Raw genomic sequence first — 15265 nt, 5'->3', positions numbered from 1 at the left:
GAAGCCCTCAAGAGCCCCCGGGCCAGAATGAAGGGATGGACTCGGATCTTCGAATCGTCAGCTACAACCTCCGCGAGCACCTCGCCATCGGAGAGCTGTCGGACCTCGTCGACACCCACGCGATGGACGTCCTCTGCCTGCAGGAGTGCGACAGCACCGACATCCCCGACGAGATCCTGGGCCTGAGGCTCGCCGCGTCGACGAAGACGAACCGGCTGGGCCTGGCCCTCTACTACCGCACCGACCGCTTCGAACTGCTCGGCACCAGCCTCTACGCCCTGATGAAGTCGATGCACGACCGCGTCATGCAGCCCGCCCACGAGCGCCTGCTCGCCGCCCGCCTGCGCGACCTCGCCACGGGCCACGAGCTGATCGTCGCCGACTTCCACGCCGCGCCGCTGACGGCCACGAACTCGCTCCGGCGCAAGCAGATCGGGCTGGCGCACCAGAAGCTGAGCGAGCTCGCGAACGGCGTGCCGACCGTCATGGTGGGCGACTTCAACTACCCGTGGTTCCGGCAGGGGCTTCGGCGCCACCTGCTCAAGAGCGGCTACGAGCTCTCGATCACGGAGGAGCCCACGTACTCGCGCACCGGCTTCAGCGGCCACTTCGACTTCGCCACGACCATGGGCATGTCGATCGGCAGCGTGCTGTCACTGCCGCAGGGGAAGTCCGACCACCGGCCGATCCTGCTGCTTGCGAGCGTCGCCTAGATCGCAGGAGCAGCCGAACGACACCCGTCGATAACGTACCGGCAAGAATGTTTCTCGGCGACTTGCTCCGGCGTGGTGATCTGATTACTATTTTGACTACGCCACTGATCCGGCGGTGGCGGGAGCTCTTTTATTCGGGTAAGAGACTCCCGCCTTTCCTCTTTTTACGGGGTTCGTTTTCCGGCCAGTCGGCGTCGTATACGTGTACGTTCGGAAGATGTGCGAAGAGCGGTATACGACGGGGAGTGCTGGCTGAGTGGCCACGGGCACCTCTGAGCGCACCCTGCTTCGCGAGCGGGTCCTGAACGAGATCACCCAGGCGATCCTCGACGGCACCTTGAAGCCGGGCACCCGCCTCCGCGACGACGAGCTGATCGCCTGGCTCGGCACGAGCCGCGCCCCCATCCGCGAGGCCCTCGGCACACTCGCCGACATCGGGCTGGTCGAGATGGCGCCGAACCGCTACACCCGCGTCGCGACGATCTCGCCGCGGCTGTACGCCGAGAGCACCGCGGTGTGGGCGGCGCTGGTCAGTCGCGGGCTGAACTGGGGCGTGCGCTCCTTCCCCGCCGACGAGCTGCCCCTGCTCGAGAGCATCCGCGACGACATGCGGGTCATGGATCCGCGCGACTTCCCACCGGGCCCGACGCCCGTCGACCACTTCATGGCCGCAATCCTGCGTCACTGCCCCAACCAGGTGCTGCTCGAGAGCATCGCGATCCACGCTCCGCTCCTGCAGCTCGGCGTCAACACGTACAAGGGGTGGATGGAGGCCGCGCCGATCGCCGACTTCTTCACCGTGATCATCGACCGCTGCGCCCGGAACGACGCCGACGGGTTCGAGGCGGAGATCCGCGGGTTCCTCGGCGGACCGATGACGGCGTTCATCGCACGGATGACCGACGGCTACGCCGACCGCATCTACTCCGAGGGGAAGGTGCCCGATGCCGATCCCGGACGGTGAGAAGGTCGAGCTGCCGCAGCGCCGGCTCCTGACGGACGACGTGTTCGACCGTCTCCGAGACGACATCGTGCGCGGCTACCTCGCCGGCGGGCAGCGGATCCACGACCTGGAGCTGGCACAGTCGCTCGGACTCTCGCGCGCGACCGTGCGGACCGCGATCCTGCGCCTGGCCCACGTCGGCCTCGTCGAAGCGGTGCCGAACCTGTACACGCGCGTCACCGAGATCGACCTGCGTCGCTACCTGGAGGCGCAGGACACCGCGAGAGCCCTCTACGTCTTCGCCGCCCGCTACGGCACGCCGCTCATCACCGAGGACCTCCTCGAGCGCATGCGCGACTGGTCGGAGCACCTCGGCGATCGCGACACGATCGACCCCGAGCCGGTCTTCACCGGGCGGGCCGAGATCGGCTTCTTCCAGGTCTTCGTCGACTCGACGAAGAACGCACCCCTTGACAAGACCCTTCAGCGGCTGCGGCCCACTCTGCAGCGCGTGCTCGGGCAGTTCGCCCACCTCATGCCCGCGCGCGAGATGGACGCCGGCATGCTCGACGTCGTCGAGGCCGTGCTGCGGTGCGACGCCGACGCCGCGGCCACCCGGCTGGCCGCGTTCTACGACGGGCCGCTCGAACTCTTCCACGATCGGCTGCGCGCCGTCGCGTGAACGCGTGTGACGGGGTGCATGACGACCGTGCCCGACTCGGTTAGCCTCGTCTGAACCCGGCCGACAGCCGGAATGCGCCACGCACCACCGCCAGCACCCCGTGCTCCTCCAGAATCGCGAGAACCGCCCCATGTCCACCCCCGAGCTCGACTTCGAGACCCGTCAGATCCACGCCGGCGCCCGACTCGACAGCGATTTCGGGGCGCGAATGACGCCGGTGTACCAGTCGGCGGGGTTCGTCTTCGACTCGTTCGCGGACGGCGAGGCGCGCTTCAGCGGCGAGAGCGACCGCGGTGCCTACGCCCGCACCGACAATCCCACCAACGCCTCCGTGGCGCGAAGGCTGGCCGACCTCGACGGGGGCGCCGGTGCGCTCCTCACGGCGAGCGGCACGGCCGCGATCGCGCTGACTCTGTCGGCCCTGGCCTCCACCGGCGACCACGTTCTCGCCACCGCCAGCCTCTACGAGGGCACCAAGACGCTCTTCGCCAGGAGCCTGTCGCGCCAGGGCATCGAGGTCGAGCTCATCCCCGCCGACTCCCCCGACGACGTCTGGCGCCGCGCCTTCCGGCCGACGACCCGCGCGGTATTCACCGAGACGATCCCGAACCCGAAGAACGACGTCGTCGACCTCGCCCGCGTCGCCGCGTTCGCGCACGAGCACGGCGTGCCGCTCGTCGTCGACAACACCGTCGCCACCCCGTACCTCTGCCGCCCGATCGAGCACGGCGCCGACATCGTCATCCACTCGACCTCGAAGTGGCTCTCCGGCCACGGCGCCGTCCTAGGCGGCGTCGTCATCGACAGCGGCACCTTCGACTGGCAGGGCTCCGCGTCGCGCTTCCCGCAGATCGCGCTTCCGAACGACCACGGCGTCCCGTCGTTCGTCGAGCGCTACGGGCAGTTCGCGTTCCTCACGTATCTCCGCACGGTGATGGCCCTCGACTACGGCCCCACGCTGCCCGCGACGAGCGCGTTCCTGCTCCTGCAGGGCATCGAGACGCTCTCTCTGCGCATGGACCGCCACGTCTCGAACGCGCTCGAGATCGCGCAGTGGCTCGAGCACCAGGAGCAGGTCGCCACCGTCGACTACCCCGGCCTCGTCGCCAGCCCCTACTACGCCCGCGCGCAGAAGTACCTCCCCCGCGGCCAGGGCGCCGTGGTCACCTTCGAGTTCGCAGGCGGTCGCCCGGCCGCCGAGGTGTTCATCGACTCGCTCCGGCTCATCAGCCGCATGACCCACCTCGGCGACGTCCGCACGCTCGCCATCCACACGGCCTCGACGATCCACGGTCACCTCACCGACGCCGAGCGCTTGTCGCGCGGCATCACGCAGGGCACCGTGCGGCTCTCCGTCGGCCTCGAGAGCGTGCGTGACCTGCGGCGCGACCTCGAGCAGGCGTTCGCGGCCGTGGAGGCCGCCGGCTTCGCGCGGCCCGTCGCGGCGGTGTAGCGCGGCTTGCGTGTGTTCACGTCCGGGTCCCTGCGACAAAACGCGACACTTGCGACGCCCTGACACGTCGCAGGTGTCGCTTTTTGTCGCGGACGCGGGGACGTCGGGACGCAGCTTTGTAGCGCGGCGGACCCGGCCTCAGTAGCTCGTGCTGCGGATCGCCGCACCGAGCGGCCGCGTGCCCAGCGGGATCGCGTGCCGCACGAACGCCGCCTGCCCGAGCTTCGAGATCGACCACCCGAGCACGACGATGAGCAGCAGGTTGCGCGCGCCGAGCACGAGCGCCAGCAGCGGGTTGAGGTCGAGCAGCGAGTTGTAGAAGCACGGGAACACGAGTGTCGTGAGCACCCCGATGGCGACCATGAGGATCGCCGGGACCTTCCAGTCCGGCGGCCGGACGACGAGCCCGACGGCGACGATCGGCGTGAGCCACAGCATGTACTGCGGCGAGCCGACCTTGTTGAAGACGATGAAGGCGCTGGCGAGGCTGAGAGCGCCGACGAGCACGAGGTCGACCTCCTTGCCCATCGGGTGAGTGAGGCGCGACAGTCTCAGCGTGGCCGTGACGAGCAGCACGATGATCGCCGCCATCACCACGAGCAGGAGCCACGTGGCGTTCTGGATCATCCACTGGTCGCCCGGCCCCGTGATCTCCTCGGTGACGAGGGCCGTATCGTGGATGTGGTGCGCGCCCGGCACGTGGAACACGGCCATCCACAGCCACGGCGTCGACAGCGTCGCCTCGATCTGGAGCGCGCGGCCGTTCTGCGCGTTGACGAAGCTCGTGAGGTGGTGGATCCCGCCCCCGAGCCACACGACGAGCGTCACGACGGCCGTGACCGCGAAGCCCATCACGACCACGACCCAGCGCTTCGTCGACACCACCACGACAGAGACGAGAACGGCCGCCGGCCAGACCTTGATCCAGGTGGCGGCGGCCAGGAGAGCGCCCGCGAGCTTGGGGCGTGTGGCGAGGAAGAGGAGACCGAAGATGACGGCCGGCGCGGTGAACCCCTCGAGGCGCAGCAGAGCGACCGGCGACAGGATCGCGACCGTGGCCACCCAGAAGATGGCGGCCGTCTGATCGCGGAGCTTCCGGCCCCAGCGGATCAGGCCCCAGAGCGCGAACGAGTTGGCCGCCAGGATCATGACGAACCAGACGATCTCGTAGGCCCACGCCCCGAACACCTTCGGCAGCATCACCGGCAGCAGTGCGCCCGCCGGATACACCCAGTCGTGCGCGAACACGGGCCACCCGTGCCCGGAGAGCGCATCGGTCGCCCAGTTGCTGTAGACGTTGATGTCGCCGACGTACTGGCCGGCCAGCATGGCGGGCAGAACGGCGACGAAGATGACGACGTGTGTGAGGATCATGATCCCCCAGAGCGCCACGGTCGTCCGGTCGGGGCGCTCGCGGACGTAGGTCGACACGGCGCCCGACTCTCGGCCGCGCGTCGACCGGTCGGAGCGACGGGAGGAACGGACGAGCACGGAACGAGCATAGACAATCTGACCGGATGCATCGAATGAGGTCGCTCGACGCCGACCACGTCGGATCCTGCGCCCTGGCCCTGACCGACCCGAGGATGATTCACCCCCCGTTCACGGGACACGGTTAGCGTCGCGGCCAGGCCGGGCGTCTGCCGGGCTCACACCGGAAGGGGTTCGCCCATGGCCGTGCTCATCACCGTCACCCTCGTGATCGTCGTCGCCCTGGTCTTCGACTTCACGAACGGGTTCCACGACACCGCGAACGCGATGGCGACCTCGGTCGCGACCGGGGCGCTGAAGCCGCGTCAGGCGGTGCTCATCTCGGCCGTGCTGAACCTCGTCGGCGCGTTCATCTCGACCGCCGTCGCCTCGACGATCTCGAACGGCATCATCCGGGAGGGTCCGGGTGGCATCGAGATCACGCCGACCATGATCTTCGCGGGCCTCTGCGGCGCCGTCCTCTGGAACCTCGCCACCTGGTACCTCGGCCTGCCGTCGTCGTCGACGCACGCCCTGTTCGGCGGCCTGATCGGCGCGGCGATCATCGGCGCAGGCTTCAACTCGGTCGACTTCGGCGTCGTGCTGTCGAAGATCGTGGTGCCCGCCGTCGTGTCGCCGTTCGTCGCCGGTGCCGTCGCGCTGCTGGCCACCTACGCCGCCTATCGCATCACGAAGAACGCCCGCGCCAAGGGGTCGGAGGCCGGATTCCGACACGGCCAGACCATCTCGGCGTCGCTCGTCTCGCTCGCGCACGGCACCAACGACGCGCAGAAGACGATGGGCGTCATCACCCTCACCCTGATCGCCGCCAAGTACCAGGCATCAGGATCGGGCGTGCAGCTCTGGGTGATCCTCGCCTGCGGGCTCGCGATCGGCGCCGGCACCTACGTCGGCGGCTGGCGCATCATGAAGACCGTCGGCAAGAACATCACCGATGTGCAGTCGCCCCAGGGATTCGCGGCCGAGACGTCGTCGGCGGCCACCATCCTCATCTCGTCGCACCTCGGCTTCGCGCTCTCGACCACGCAGGTGACCAGCGGCTCCGTCATCGGCGCGGGCCTGGGCAAGCGCCTCGCCGTCGTCCACTGGAACGTGGTCGGCAGGATCGCCACCGGCTGGGTGGTCACGCTGCCCGCCGCCGCCCTCGTCGGAGGCGTCGCCGCGTTCATCGCGTCGACCTCGACGGTCGGCCTCATCATCGTCGCCGTGCTGCTCGCCGCGGGCGGCGTCACGTTCTACGCTCTCGCGCGGAGGAAGCCCATCACGTCGGCGGATGTCGCGGCTCCTGAGCCCGCCCTGGCCGGCGTCGGCGCCGGCCCCGGTAGCTCGGGCTCGACCTCAGTTGAAGGGACGGTGGCCTGATGTTCCTCGGAGTGGACTGGGGCGTGTTCGTGGTGGTGTTCCTCGTGGCATTGGCTGCGACCGCCGCCGTGGTGGTGCTGTACTCGGTGGGCCTGCGCCTGCTGTCGAACGGCGAGACGGAGGAGACCGTGGCCACGCTCGGCGCGGGCGCCGCGGCGGGCAAGGGGCACGCGACGTCGGCAGCGGGGCGGCCCGCGGGCCGCACGTTCGGCGGCTGGGCGTGCATCGGAGTGGCCGGGCTCGCGGTGCTCTACGCGCTGTACCTGCTGATCCCGCAGTTCCACCAGTAGGTCGGTCTTCCCCCTCCGCGACAAAACGCGACACCTGCGACGTTCCACCTCGTCGCAGGTGTCGCGTTTTGTCGCGCTAGCCGAGAGGTATGCCCGCGTCGGTTGCCATGACACGCAACTGCCACGGCTGAAGCAAGTTCTTCCACTCGACGCGGACGACATCGCGCACCTCCGGCAGGGCCAGGAGCCGTCGCTCCCGTTTGCGCTCGTCGACGATGATCTCGCTCACCGTCCGGCCCTTGGCGAAGCGAGGCTGGAAGTACTTCTGGTCGCCGTCGAACTCGACGATCACCCCGCACGACTCGAACCAGAGGTCGACGAACGCGATGCGCCCTCGGGCGTCGCGGAACTCCTTCTGCTGGATCGGCGTGGGTGCGCCGAGGTCGTGCAAGATGCAACGGCACCACGATTCGCCCGCTGAGTCGGAGAGGTCGTTGGCAAAGCGGAGTGCGCGCTCTGCAAGGGCGCGGCCTCGATCGATCGGACTGCGCTCGAATGCGGCCATGAGCTGGCCGTGCGAAATCCGTTCGGACCGGAGGTACTGATCGACCGAGGCGACAGTGATCTCGAACGGAGCCGTCACAGCGAGGTCCAGGCACGTCCGCATCGGCGACGTCACCCGGATGCCGTCGATGCTCTCGATCTCGGTCTCGTCCAGCGGACCCGCGTGTTTCACCAGACCCGTGCGGCTCTGACCACGACCGCCGTCGGGATCGGTCAGGTGCACCGCACGCGGCCAAGCGTGAAGCGACGTCAGGCCGTGAACGGCGAGGGCAGAGGCATGTGAAGCGACGTGACGGGGTTCGACCTTGAGCGCGGCGGCGCGAACGCGGAGCAGGTATTGCTGGTCGGCGTCGAGACGTCCCCAGGCGTCGGTCGCGACGAAGACGCCGTGACGCACGGGCACGAGACCTCCGTCGCGTGCACGGCGCTCGAGACGACGTCTCTCGGTGCTTCCGGCGGGGTAGGAGGCGGCACGGATCAGGGTCGGCAGTTCTCGTCCAGTCATGCGCCGAGCGTGACAGCGCGGCGGCTCGCGGCCGCAGTGGCCGACGTGCACACTGTGGACAACGTGGCGAGGCGAGTGGATGTGGAGGGCTCACTCCCCGTCGTCGCGACAAAACGCGACACCCGCGACGCGCTGAGGCGTCGCAGGTGTCGCGTTTTGTCGCAGGGGGCTAGAGGCCCCGGGCCAGCCGGTAGTAGGCGGCGTTCCACTGCACCTCGCGCCGGAACTCGCGGAGGCCGGTGTTCTCGTCGATGATCAGCAGCTCGGTGCCGGCCATCAGCGCGAAGTCCTCGAACGCCTCGAGGCCGACGGCGGTCGACATGACCGTGTGGTGCGCGGCTCCTGCGGTCAGCCAGGCCTCGGCCGAGACGGCGAACGACGGGCGGGGCTCCCACACGGCGCGGCCGACGGGCAGCTTCGGCAGGTCGGCCGTCGGCGGCACGACGTCGACGACGTTCACGGTGAGCCGGAACCGGTCGCGCATGTCGCTCAGGGCGACGACCACGGCGGGCCCAGGATCCGCGGTGAACACGAGCCTCACGGGATCGTCTTTTCCGCCGATCCCGAGCTCGTGGATCTCGAGTGTCGGCCGGGCCGAGGTCAGCGTCGGCGACACCTCGAGCATGTGGGCCCCGAGGATCTTCTCGGCGCCTGGCGTGAGGTCGTAGGTGTAGTCCTCCATGAGCGACGCGCCGCCGGGCAGGCCCGCACCCATGACGTTGGCGGCCCGCACCAGGATCGCCGTCTTCCAGTCGCCCTCCGCGCCGAAGCCGTAGCCCTCGGCCATGAGCCGCTGCACGGCGAGGCCGGGAAGCTGCTTGAGCGCGCCGAGGTCTTCGAAGTTGGTCGTGAACGCGCCGAAGTCGCCGGCCTCGAGGAACGAGCGCAGGCCCAGCTCGATCGCGGCGCCGTCGCGGAGCGACTGATGACGGTCCCCTCCCGGTCGGAGTGAGGGGACGACGTCGTAGGAGTCGAGGTACACCTGCACGAGGGCGTCGATGTCGGCGTCGCTCGCGGATTCGACCGCGGCGGCCAGCTCGTTCACGCCCCACGTGTTCACCGAGACGCCGAACACGTGCTCGGCCTCGGTCTTGTCGCCCTCGGTGACGGCGACGTTGCGCATGTTGTCGCCGAAACGGGCGAGTTTCAGCGAGCGGGTGGCCGCCCATCCTGCTGCCGCCCTCATCCACGTGGCGATCTGCGCGACGACGCGCGGGTCGGAGAAGTGGCCGACGACGGTCTTGCGGGCGACGCCGAGGCGCGACTGGATGTAGCCGAACTCGCGGTCGCCGTGCGCGGCCTGGTTGAGGTTCATGAAGTCGAAGTCGATCTCGCCCCAGGGCAGCTCGACGTTCGCCTGGGTGTGGAAGTGCAGCAGCGGCTTCTGCAGCGCGTCGAGGCCCTTGATCCACATCTTGGCGGGGCTGAAGGTGTGCATCCACGCGGTGACGCCGATGACGTCGTCGCGCGAGTTCGCCTCGAGCATCGTCGCCCGGATCGAGTCGGAATCGGTGAGCACCGGCTTCCAGACGAGCTTCACCGGGATGTCGTCGTCCTCCTCGAGGGCGTCGGCGATGACCTTCGACTGGGCTGCGACCTGCTCCAGGGTCTCGGGGCCGTAGAGGCCCTGCGATCCGGTGAGGAACCAGATTTCGTAGTGATCAAGCGTCGTCTTCAGTGTCATTGGACTTCCTTTCGGGCCGGCGCGGCGGCGCCGTGTGCGCTGCTGCTTCGGGGCAGAGCTTCGCTCTGCCCATAGACGTTCTGGTAGCGATCGAAGAGGGCGTCGATGCTCTCCTCGGCGATGGGGAGAGGCGCCCCCAGCTGGCGCGAGATGTGGACCGTCCGGGCGACGTCCTCGGCCATGACGGCGGCCTTCACCGCGTCACGCGCATCACGACCGATCGTGAAGACGCCGTGGTTCTGCATGAGCACGGCCCGGGAGCGGTGCCCGTCGAGGGTCGCGACGACGCCGCGCCCGATCGAGTCGTCGCCGATGATCGCGAACGGCCCGACAGGGATCTCGCCGCCGAACTCGTCCGCCATCGCGGTGATCACGCACGGGATCGCCTCGCCGCGGGCGGCCCACGCGGTCGCGTACGTCGAGTGCGTGTGCACGACGCCGCCGACCTGGGGCATGTTGCGATACACGTAGGCGTGCGCCGCCGTGTCGGACGACGGCGAGCGCTCGCTGCCGGGCGTCCCGGCGATGACGTTGCCGTCGAGGTCGCAGAGGATCTGGTTCGACGGCGTCAGCTCGTCGTACGAGACGCCGGAGGGCTTGATCACGAACAGGTCGGCGCCGGGCACGCGGCCGGACACGTTGCCGCCGGTCCAGACGACCAGGCCGTAGCGGGTCAGCTCTGCGTGCAGCGAGGCGACCTGCTCGCGGGTGGAGGCGATCGCGGCCTCGACCTCGGGGGTCCAGGATCCTGTCGTCATCGTGGTGCTTCTCTCTCGAAGGTGGGGGCGCGCCGGGCGGCGGCCCGTTCGTCAGGCGGGGGTGGCGGCCGCGGCCGCACCCTGCAGGGGCAGGGCCGCGCGGAACCGCGCGAGGTACGACTCGAAGCCGGCGACGGCGGTGGGGTCGGGGGTCTCGGTGACCGCCTCGGCTCCTGCGAACACGTTGTCGTCGAGGAACTCGGCCAGGCTCTTCTCGGAAGCCGCGGCCAGGTAGGCGGCGAGCACGGCGACGCCCCAGGCCCCGCCCTCACTGGCGGTGGCCTGCACCGAGATCGGCGTCTTCAGGGCGGCGGCCAGCAGCTGCTGGGCCGCGCCCGGCGTGCGGAACAGCCCACCGTGCGCGAGCAGCCGGTCGACCTCGACCTCCTCGTCGGCGAGCGCCTCCATGCCGATCGCGAGCGTGGCGAAGGCGGCGTCGACCTCCGAGCGCACGAGATTGCCGAGCGTGAACCTGCTGGTCGGGGTGCGCAGGAGCAGAGGACGCCCCTCCTCGACCCCCGTCACGGGCTCGCCGGCCAGGTAGTTGAACGACAGCAACCCTCCCGCGTCGGCGTCGGCGGTGAGCGCCTCGTCGAGGAGTGTCTGGAAGACGGCGTCCTGGTCGACCTCGCCGGCCCCGGGGAGGGCGGCGGCGAACTGCGAGAAGACCCGCGCCCAGGCGCCGATCTCGCTCGCCCCGTTGTTGCAGTGGACCATCGCGACGGCGTCGCCGGTGGGGGTGGTGACGACGTCGAGCTCCTGGTGCACGGTCTTCAGCGGTTCGGCGAGCACGATCATGGCGAAGATGCTGGTGCCGACCGACACGTTGCCGGTGCGCTGCGCGACGGAGTTCGTCGCGACCATGCCGGTGCCCGCGTCGCCCTCGGGAGGGCAGAACGGGATGCCGGGCTTGAGGCGGCCGGAGGGGTCGAGCAGCTTCGCGCCGTCGGGCGTCAGCGATCCTGCGTCCGCACCGGCCTCGAGCACCTCGGGCAGCACCTCGCGCAGGGTCGGCGCGGGGGCGTGCTCGGCCAGGTGCTGCTGCGCGATGTCGAGCATGCGCTCGTCGTAGTCGCGGGTCGCAGGATCGATCGGGAACACGCCCGACGCATCGCCGACGCCGAGCACATCCCGCCCGGTGAGAGCGCGATGGACCCAGCCGCCGAGAGTGGTGACCGATGCGACGCGCGGCACGTGCTCCTCCCGGTCGATCGCGGCCTGGACGAGGTGGGCGATCGACCAGCGGAGCGGGATGTTGAAGTCGAGGGCCTCGGTGAGCTCGGCGGCCGCGACACCGGTCGACGAGTTGCGCCAGGTGCGGAAGGGCACCAGGAGCTCGCCCGCTGCGTCGGTGGCGAGGTAGCCGTGCATCATGGCCGAGATGCCGATGGCGGCGAAGCTCGTCGGTGTGGTGTCGTAGCGCTTCTGCACGTCGGCGACGAGGTCGGCGTAGGCGGCTTGGAGGCCCTCGATCGCGGTGTCGAGACCGTAGGTCCACACGCCGTCGACGTTCTCGTTCTCCCACTCGAAGGAACCCGACGCGACGGTCTCGAACGAGTCGTCGATGAGGCAGGCCTTGATGCGGGTCGAGCCGAGCTCGATGCCGAGGGTCGCGCGCCCGTCGGCGATGAGGCGCGCGGTGGAGCCGCCGGGTGAGGCTGTGGAGGCCGGATCGGTGTTCGTCATTGAGCGGATCCAATCTTTGTGAGCGCTCACATTCTTGCACAGGAAGGACCACGGGCGCGAGGGCCGCGCTGCCGGGGAGGTGGCGTCGAGAAGTCCGGAATCGGGTCAGCGCGGCGCGGAGGCGGTCGACGCGCGCACGACCAGCTGCGGCGCGGTCGGATCCGATTCCGGCGGAGCCGACGCCGCGGGCTCGGCGGACGGGCCCGCGAGCTGCGCCTCGACCGTGCGCATGATCTGCCGGCCGAGTGCGCCGAAGTCCTGGCGCACCGTCGTGAGCGGCGGGTAGAAGTGCGCCGCCTCGGGAACGTCGTCGAAGCCGACGATGCTCACCTGCTCGGGCACGCGCACGCCGCGCTCGGCGAACGCGTGAAGGAGTCCGAGGGCCATCTGGTCGTTCGACGAGAAGATCGCCGTCAGCTCGCCGGCCTCGACCCGGTCGGCGAGGTCCGCTCCGAGCCGGTAGCCGGACTCGGGGCTCCAGTCGCCGCGGACGCTCGGCAGCGGCGCGAGCCCGAGGCGCTGGGCCGCGGCCTGGAATCCGCGTTCGCGCTCGACCGCGTCGTTCCAGTCGGAGGGGCCGGCGACATGCAGGATCGCCCGATGGCCGAGCGATGCGAGGTGCTCGGCGGCCAGCACGGCCCCGGAGAACTGATCGAGCGAGACCGACACGAGGCCGGCGTGGTCGCCGGCGTCGGCGGTGACGAGCGGCACCGGCACGGCGAGCTCGCCGATGGCGTCGATGGCGCGCGAGTCGGGGGCGATGAGCACGATCGCCTCGACGTTCTGGCCGAGCAGCGCGTCGACGGCGGAGCGCATGCTCTCGCGCAGCGCGACGGTCTCGGGCCGGTTGATCGAGGCGATCGAGACCTGGTAGCCGGCCTCGCGGGCGGCGCCGTCGAAGCCCTGCATGATGCTCGAGGGGCCGAACAGGGGCCCGCCGGTGGAGATGAGGCCGAGGGCCCGCGTCTTGCGGCTGGCGAGGGCCCGGGCGGCGGCGCTGGGGCGGTAGTTGAGCTTGGCGATGGCGTCGTCGACGCGCTGCCTGGTGGCGGGGCGGACGTTGGGATCGCCGTTGACGACACGGGAGACCGTCTGGTGGGAGACCCCCGCCTCCTGGGCCACGTCGAAGATGTTCGCCACGCGTTCACTCTAGAGGGCCCCTAGGCGGCGAGGAGCGCGTCGATCTCGGCGGAGGCGGGCGACGTGGCGGGGCCGCGACGGGTCACGGCGAGCGCGGCGGCCGCGTTCGCGCGGCGGACGGCGTCGACGAGCGGCTCGGCGCGCGAGAGGGCTGCGCAGAGCACGCCGCAGTGGGCGTCGCCGGCGCCCGTGGTGTCGACGGCGGTCACGGCGAAGCCGGGCACGTGGTGCGCGGCGCGCTCGGCCGCGCGAGGCACGTCGGTGGCATCGGGCACGCCGGGCGCCACGGCGACCCAGCACCCGTCGACGCCGTCGCGGACGAGCGCGGCGGCGCAAGGACGCAACAGAGCGGCGAGGGCGACGGCGTCGCCCGCGGCACCGGCGCCCGCTCCCCCGCCGACCATCAGCCGTGCCTCGCGCGCGTTGGCCGTGAGCACGTCGGCGCGCGCGAGCACGGCCGCGAGCGTGCCGGGGTCGAGGGTGGCGACGATCGGCGACGGGTCGACGACGACGGTCGCCTCGACGGGGACGGTCGACAGCCACGACGCGATCGCGACGCCCGAGTGCTGCAGGGCGTAGCCCGTGACGACGATCACGTCGCCCGCCTCGACCTCGACCTGCGCGAGGTCGGGCTGGCTGAGCCGAGCCTCCGCGCCGACGCTCGTGACGAAGGTCCGTTCGGCCGACGGCTCGACGAGAACGATCGAGAAGCCCGTGTCGACATCGCGAGCGACGGGCCCGATCGCCTCGACGCCGGCCGTCTCGAGGGCCGCCGCGACGACGTCGGCGAAGGGCCCGGTGCCGCGGACCCCGGCGTGAACTGCGGGCAGCCCGTCGCGGGCGGCGGCGACGAGGGTGTTGACCGCCCCGCCCGCGGTGAGCGAGGTCGCCGAGGCGATCACGTCCCCTCCGCGCTCGGGCAGTCCCGACACGGTCAGGGCGACGTCGACGATCGCGTTGCCGACGTGGATGAGCCGACTCACGACAGCCCCCGCCCGGCCCGCCTCCCGCGGATCACGAGCAGACCGTCGACGAGCGGCGCGAGGTCGAGGGCGTTCACCCGGGTCACGGTGTCGACGGCGGCACCCGGCCAGACGGACGACCCGTGGATCGCCCCCAGCACGGCGCCGGCCATCGCCCCGATCGTGTCGGTGTCGCCGCCGACGGAGGCGGCGTCGCCCAGGGTGACCCACGGCTCCTGCTCGATCGAGACGAGGGCGAGCGCGGCGACCACCGACTCCTGCGAGGCGACCGACGTGCCGATCACGTCGTAGACGGCGCCGAGGCGCTCGTCGGCAGGGATTCCGGCGAGAAACGCCCGAGCCCAGGCGATCCGGGCGGCGACGTTCCCACCGACGACCCAGGAGCCGCGGGTCGCCCCGATCGCGGCGGCGTCGGTGGCCGCGTCGAGAGCCTCCTCGACCCCCGCGCCGTCGAGCCCCGCGCTGATCGCGGCGGCGACGGCCGATGCTCCCGCGATGCCGAGGCCCGTGTTGTGGGTGACCGCGCTGGCCTCCTCCACCGCGTCGACGAGGGCCTCGAGGTCGTGGACGGGCGTGGCGATGCCGACGGGTGCGATGCGCATGGCGGCGCCATTGGTCGTGCCGGTCTTCCCGGCCTCGGAGGCGGGCACGCCGTCGAGGATCTTCTGCACGGCGGCCTTCGTCGACGGGCCGAGCAGGTCGAGGGAGCCGCGGGCCTGCATGCCGCGCTCCCACTCGACGAGGCGGTCGGCGAACTCCAGCGGGTCGACGACACCGTGGCCGTCCACGATCAGCCGGGCGAGCAGGAGGGCCTGCTCGGTGTCGTCGGTGACGCTGCCCGCGGTCATGCCGGCGGCGATCCGCTGGTGCGGGCCGGCGTCGACGAAATCGGTGATGCGGCCGTGGTCGCGGAGGATCATGCCGCGCGACATCGACTGGGTCGGCATGCCGAGGGCGTCACCGATCGCCAGCCCGGTGAGGCAGGCGGTGGCGCGATCGGTGAGGACGGGGTCGCCGGTCATGCTCCCATCGTGGCATCGTTGCCTTCACGGCGGACGAGGATGTCCCCGG

The 15265-nt window shown here is 70.6% G+C and carries 14 protein-coding genes; 6 read left to right on the top strand and 8 right to left on the bottom strand.

The features are described from left to right. The first annotated feature begins 35 nt into the window (after positions 1-35). From C8E83_RS00195 to C8E83_RS00180, 4 genes are all read left to right on the top strand, one after another. Entirely contained in the window at positions 36-713 is a 678-nt protein-coding gene (locus tag C8E83_RS00195; RefSeq protein WP_121367879.1) for an endonuclease/exonuclease/phosphatase family protein, read from the top strand. Positions 714-969: 256 nt separating this feature from the next. Next, complete coding sequence (locus C8E83_RS00190) at positions 970-1677, top strand: GntR family transcriptional regulator (RefSeq protein ID WP_121367878.1); 708 nt, start codon at positions 970-972, stop codon at positions 1675-1677. Beyond that, on the top strand, positions 1658-2338 hold the full coding sequence (locus C8E83_RS00185; protein ID WP_121367877.1) for a GntR family transcriptional regulator: 681 nt from the start codon (positions 1658-1660) through the stop codon (positions 2336-2338). Before C8E83_RS00190 ends, C8E83_RS00185 begins: the two co-directional genes overlap by 20 nt. Before the next feature lie 130 nt (positions 2339-2468). Further along, positions 2469-3791, top strand: a complete 1323-nt coding sequence (locus C8E83_RS00180) for an O-acetylhomoserine aminocarboxypropyltransferase/cysteine synthase family protein (RefSeq protein WP_121371652.1) — start codon at positions 2469-2471, stop codon at positions 3789-3791. A gap of 138 nt (positions 3792-3929) precedes the next feature. On the opposite strand, the gene C8E83_RS00175 is transcribed toward C8E83_RS00180, so the two are convergent. After that, a complete protein-coding gene (locus tag C8E83_RS00175; RefSeq protein WP_121367876.1) occupies positions 3930-5282 on the bottom strand; it encodes a glycosyltransferase 87 family protein in 1353 nt (450 codons plus the stop codon). Positions 5283-5462: 180 nt separating this feature from the next. On the opposite strand from C8E83_RS00175, the gene C8E83_RS00170 reads away from it, so the two are divergent. After that, on the top strand, positions 5463-6644 hold the full coding sequence (locus C8E83_RS00170; protein WP_121367875.1) for an inorganic phosphate transporter: 1182 nt from the start codon (positions 5463-5465) through the stop codon (positions 6642-6644). Beyond that, positions 6644-6934, top strand: a complete 291-nt coding sequence (locus C8E83_RS00165; RefSeq protein ID WP_121367874.1) for a hypothetical protein — start codon at positions 6644-6646, stop codon at positions 6932-6934. Before C8E83_RS00170 ends, C8E83_RS00165 begins: the two co-directional genes overlap by 1 nt. Positions 6935-7010: 76 nt before the next feature. Here the strand turns inward: C8E83_RS00165 and C8E83_RS00160 are convergent, their stop codons facing one another. The 7 genes from C8E83_RS00160 to C8E83_RS00130 form a co-directional block, all read right to left on the bottom strand. Then, positions 7011-7943 (bottom strand): hypothetical protein, encoded by a 933-nt coding sequence (locus C8E83_RS00160; RefSeq protein ID WP_147430032.1) that lies wholly within the window; start codon positions 7941-7943, stop codon positions 7011-7013. A 169-nt stretch (positions 7944-8112) separates the two neighbouring features. Next, complete coding sequence (araA, locus tag C8E83_RS00155) at positions 8113-9627, bottom strand: L-arabinose isomerase (RefSeq protein WP_121367872.1); 1515 nt, start codon at positions 9625-9627, stop codon at positions 8113-8115. Next, positions 9624-10385: an L-ribulose-5-phosphate 4-epimerase gene (locus tag C8E83_RS00150; protein ID WP_121367871.1), complete on the bottom strand. Its 762-nt coding sequence runs from the start codon at positions 10383-10385 to the stop codon at positions 9624-9626. The genes araA and C8E83_RS00150 overlap by 4 nt, the downstream gene beginning before the upstream one ends. Before the next feature lie 51 nt (positions 10386-10436). Continuing rightward, positions 10437-12071 (bottom strand): xylulokinase, encoded by a 1635-nt coding sequence (locus C8E83_RS00145; protein WP_121367870.1) that lies wholly within the window; start codon positions 12069-12071, stop codon positions 10437-10439. A gap of 105 nt (positions 12072-12176) precedes the next feature. After that, the gene (locus tag C8E83_RS00140) at positions 12177-13211 is read right to left on the bottom strand and encodes a LacI family DNA-binding transcriptional regulator (protein WP_121367869.1); all 1035 of its coding nucleotides are present in this window, start codon (positions 13209-13211) and stop codon (positions 12177-12179) included. A gap of 20 nt (positions 13212-13231) precedes the next feature. Continuing rightward, complete coding sequence (locus C8E83_RS00135; RefSeq protein WP_121367868.1) at positions 13232-14194, bottom strand: PfkB family carbohydrate kinase; 963 nt, start codon at positions 14192-14194, stop codon at positions 13232-13234. Next, positions 14191-15216 (bottom strand): ADP-ribosylglycohydrolase family protein, encoded by a 1026-nt coding sequence (locus tag C8E83_RS00130; RefSeq protein WP_121367867.1) that lies wholly within the window; start codon positions 15214-15216, stop codon positions 14191-14193. The genes C8E83_RS00135 and C8E83_RS00130 overlap by 4 nt, the downstream gene beginning before the upstream one ends. Between the last annotated feature and the right edge of the window lie 49 nt (positions 15217-15265).

The organism is Frondihabitans australicus (genome assembly GCF_003634555.1).
Classification (GTDB): domain Bacteria; phylum Actinomycetota; class Actinomycetes; order Actinomycetales; family Microbacteriaceae; genus Frondihabitans; species Frondihabitans australicus.
Note: the sequence above shows the minus strand (reverse complement) of the source record. Positions and strands in the feature narration are given on the sequence as shown.

Excerpts from the sequence above, each read along its gene's own strand:
- C8E83_RS00195 (WP_121367879.1), top strand. The coding sequence starts at position 36 with ATGGACTCGGATCTTCGAATCGTCAGCTACAACCTCCGCGAGCACCTC.
- C8E83_RS00185 (WP_121367877.1), top strand. The coding sequence starts at position 1,658 with ATGCCGATCCCGGACGGTGAGAAGGTCGAGCTGCCGCAGCGCCGGCTC.
- C8E83_RS00180 (WP_121371652.1), top strand. The coding sequence starts at position 2,469 with ATGTCCACCCCCGAGCTCGACTTCGAGACCCGTCAGATCCACGCCGGC.
- C8E83_RS00170 (WP_121367875.1), top strand. The coding sequence starts at position 5,463 with ATGGCCGTGCTCATCACCGTCACCCTCGTGATCGTCGTCGCCCTGGTC.
- C8E83_RS00165 (WP_121367874.1), top strand. The coding sequence starts at position 6,644 with ATGTTCCTCGGAGTGGACTGGGGCGTGTTCGTGGTGGTGTTCCTCGTG.
- C8E83_RS00160 (WP_147430032.1), bottom strand. The coding sequence starts at position 7,943 with ATGACTGGACGAGAACTGCCGACCCTGATCCGTGCCGCCTCCTACCCC.
- araA (WP_121367872.1), bottom strand. The coding sequence starts at position 9,627 with ATGACACTGAAGACGACGCTTGATCACTACGAAATCTGGTTCCTCACC.
- C8E83_RS00150 (WP_121367871.1), bottom strand. The coding sequence starts at position 10,385 with ATGACGACAGGATCCTGGACCCCCGAGGTCGAGGCCGCGATCGCCTCC.
- C8E83_RS00145 (WP_121367870.1), bottom strand. The coding sequence starts at position 12,071 with ATGACGAACACCGATCCGGCCTCCACAGCCTCACCCGGCGGCTCCACC.
- C8E83_RS00130 (WP_121367867.1), bottom strand. The coding sequence starts at position 15,216 with ATGACCGGCGACCCCGTCCTCACCGATCGCGCCACCGCCTGCCTCACC.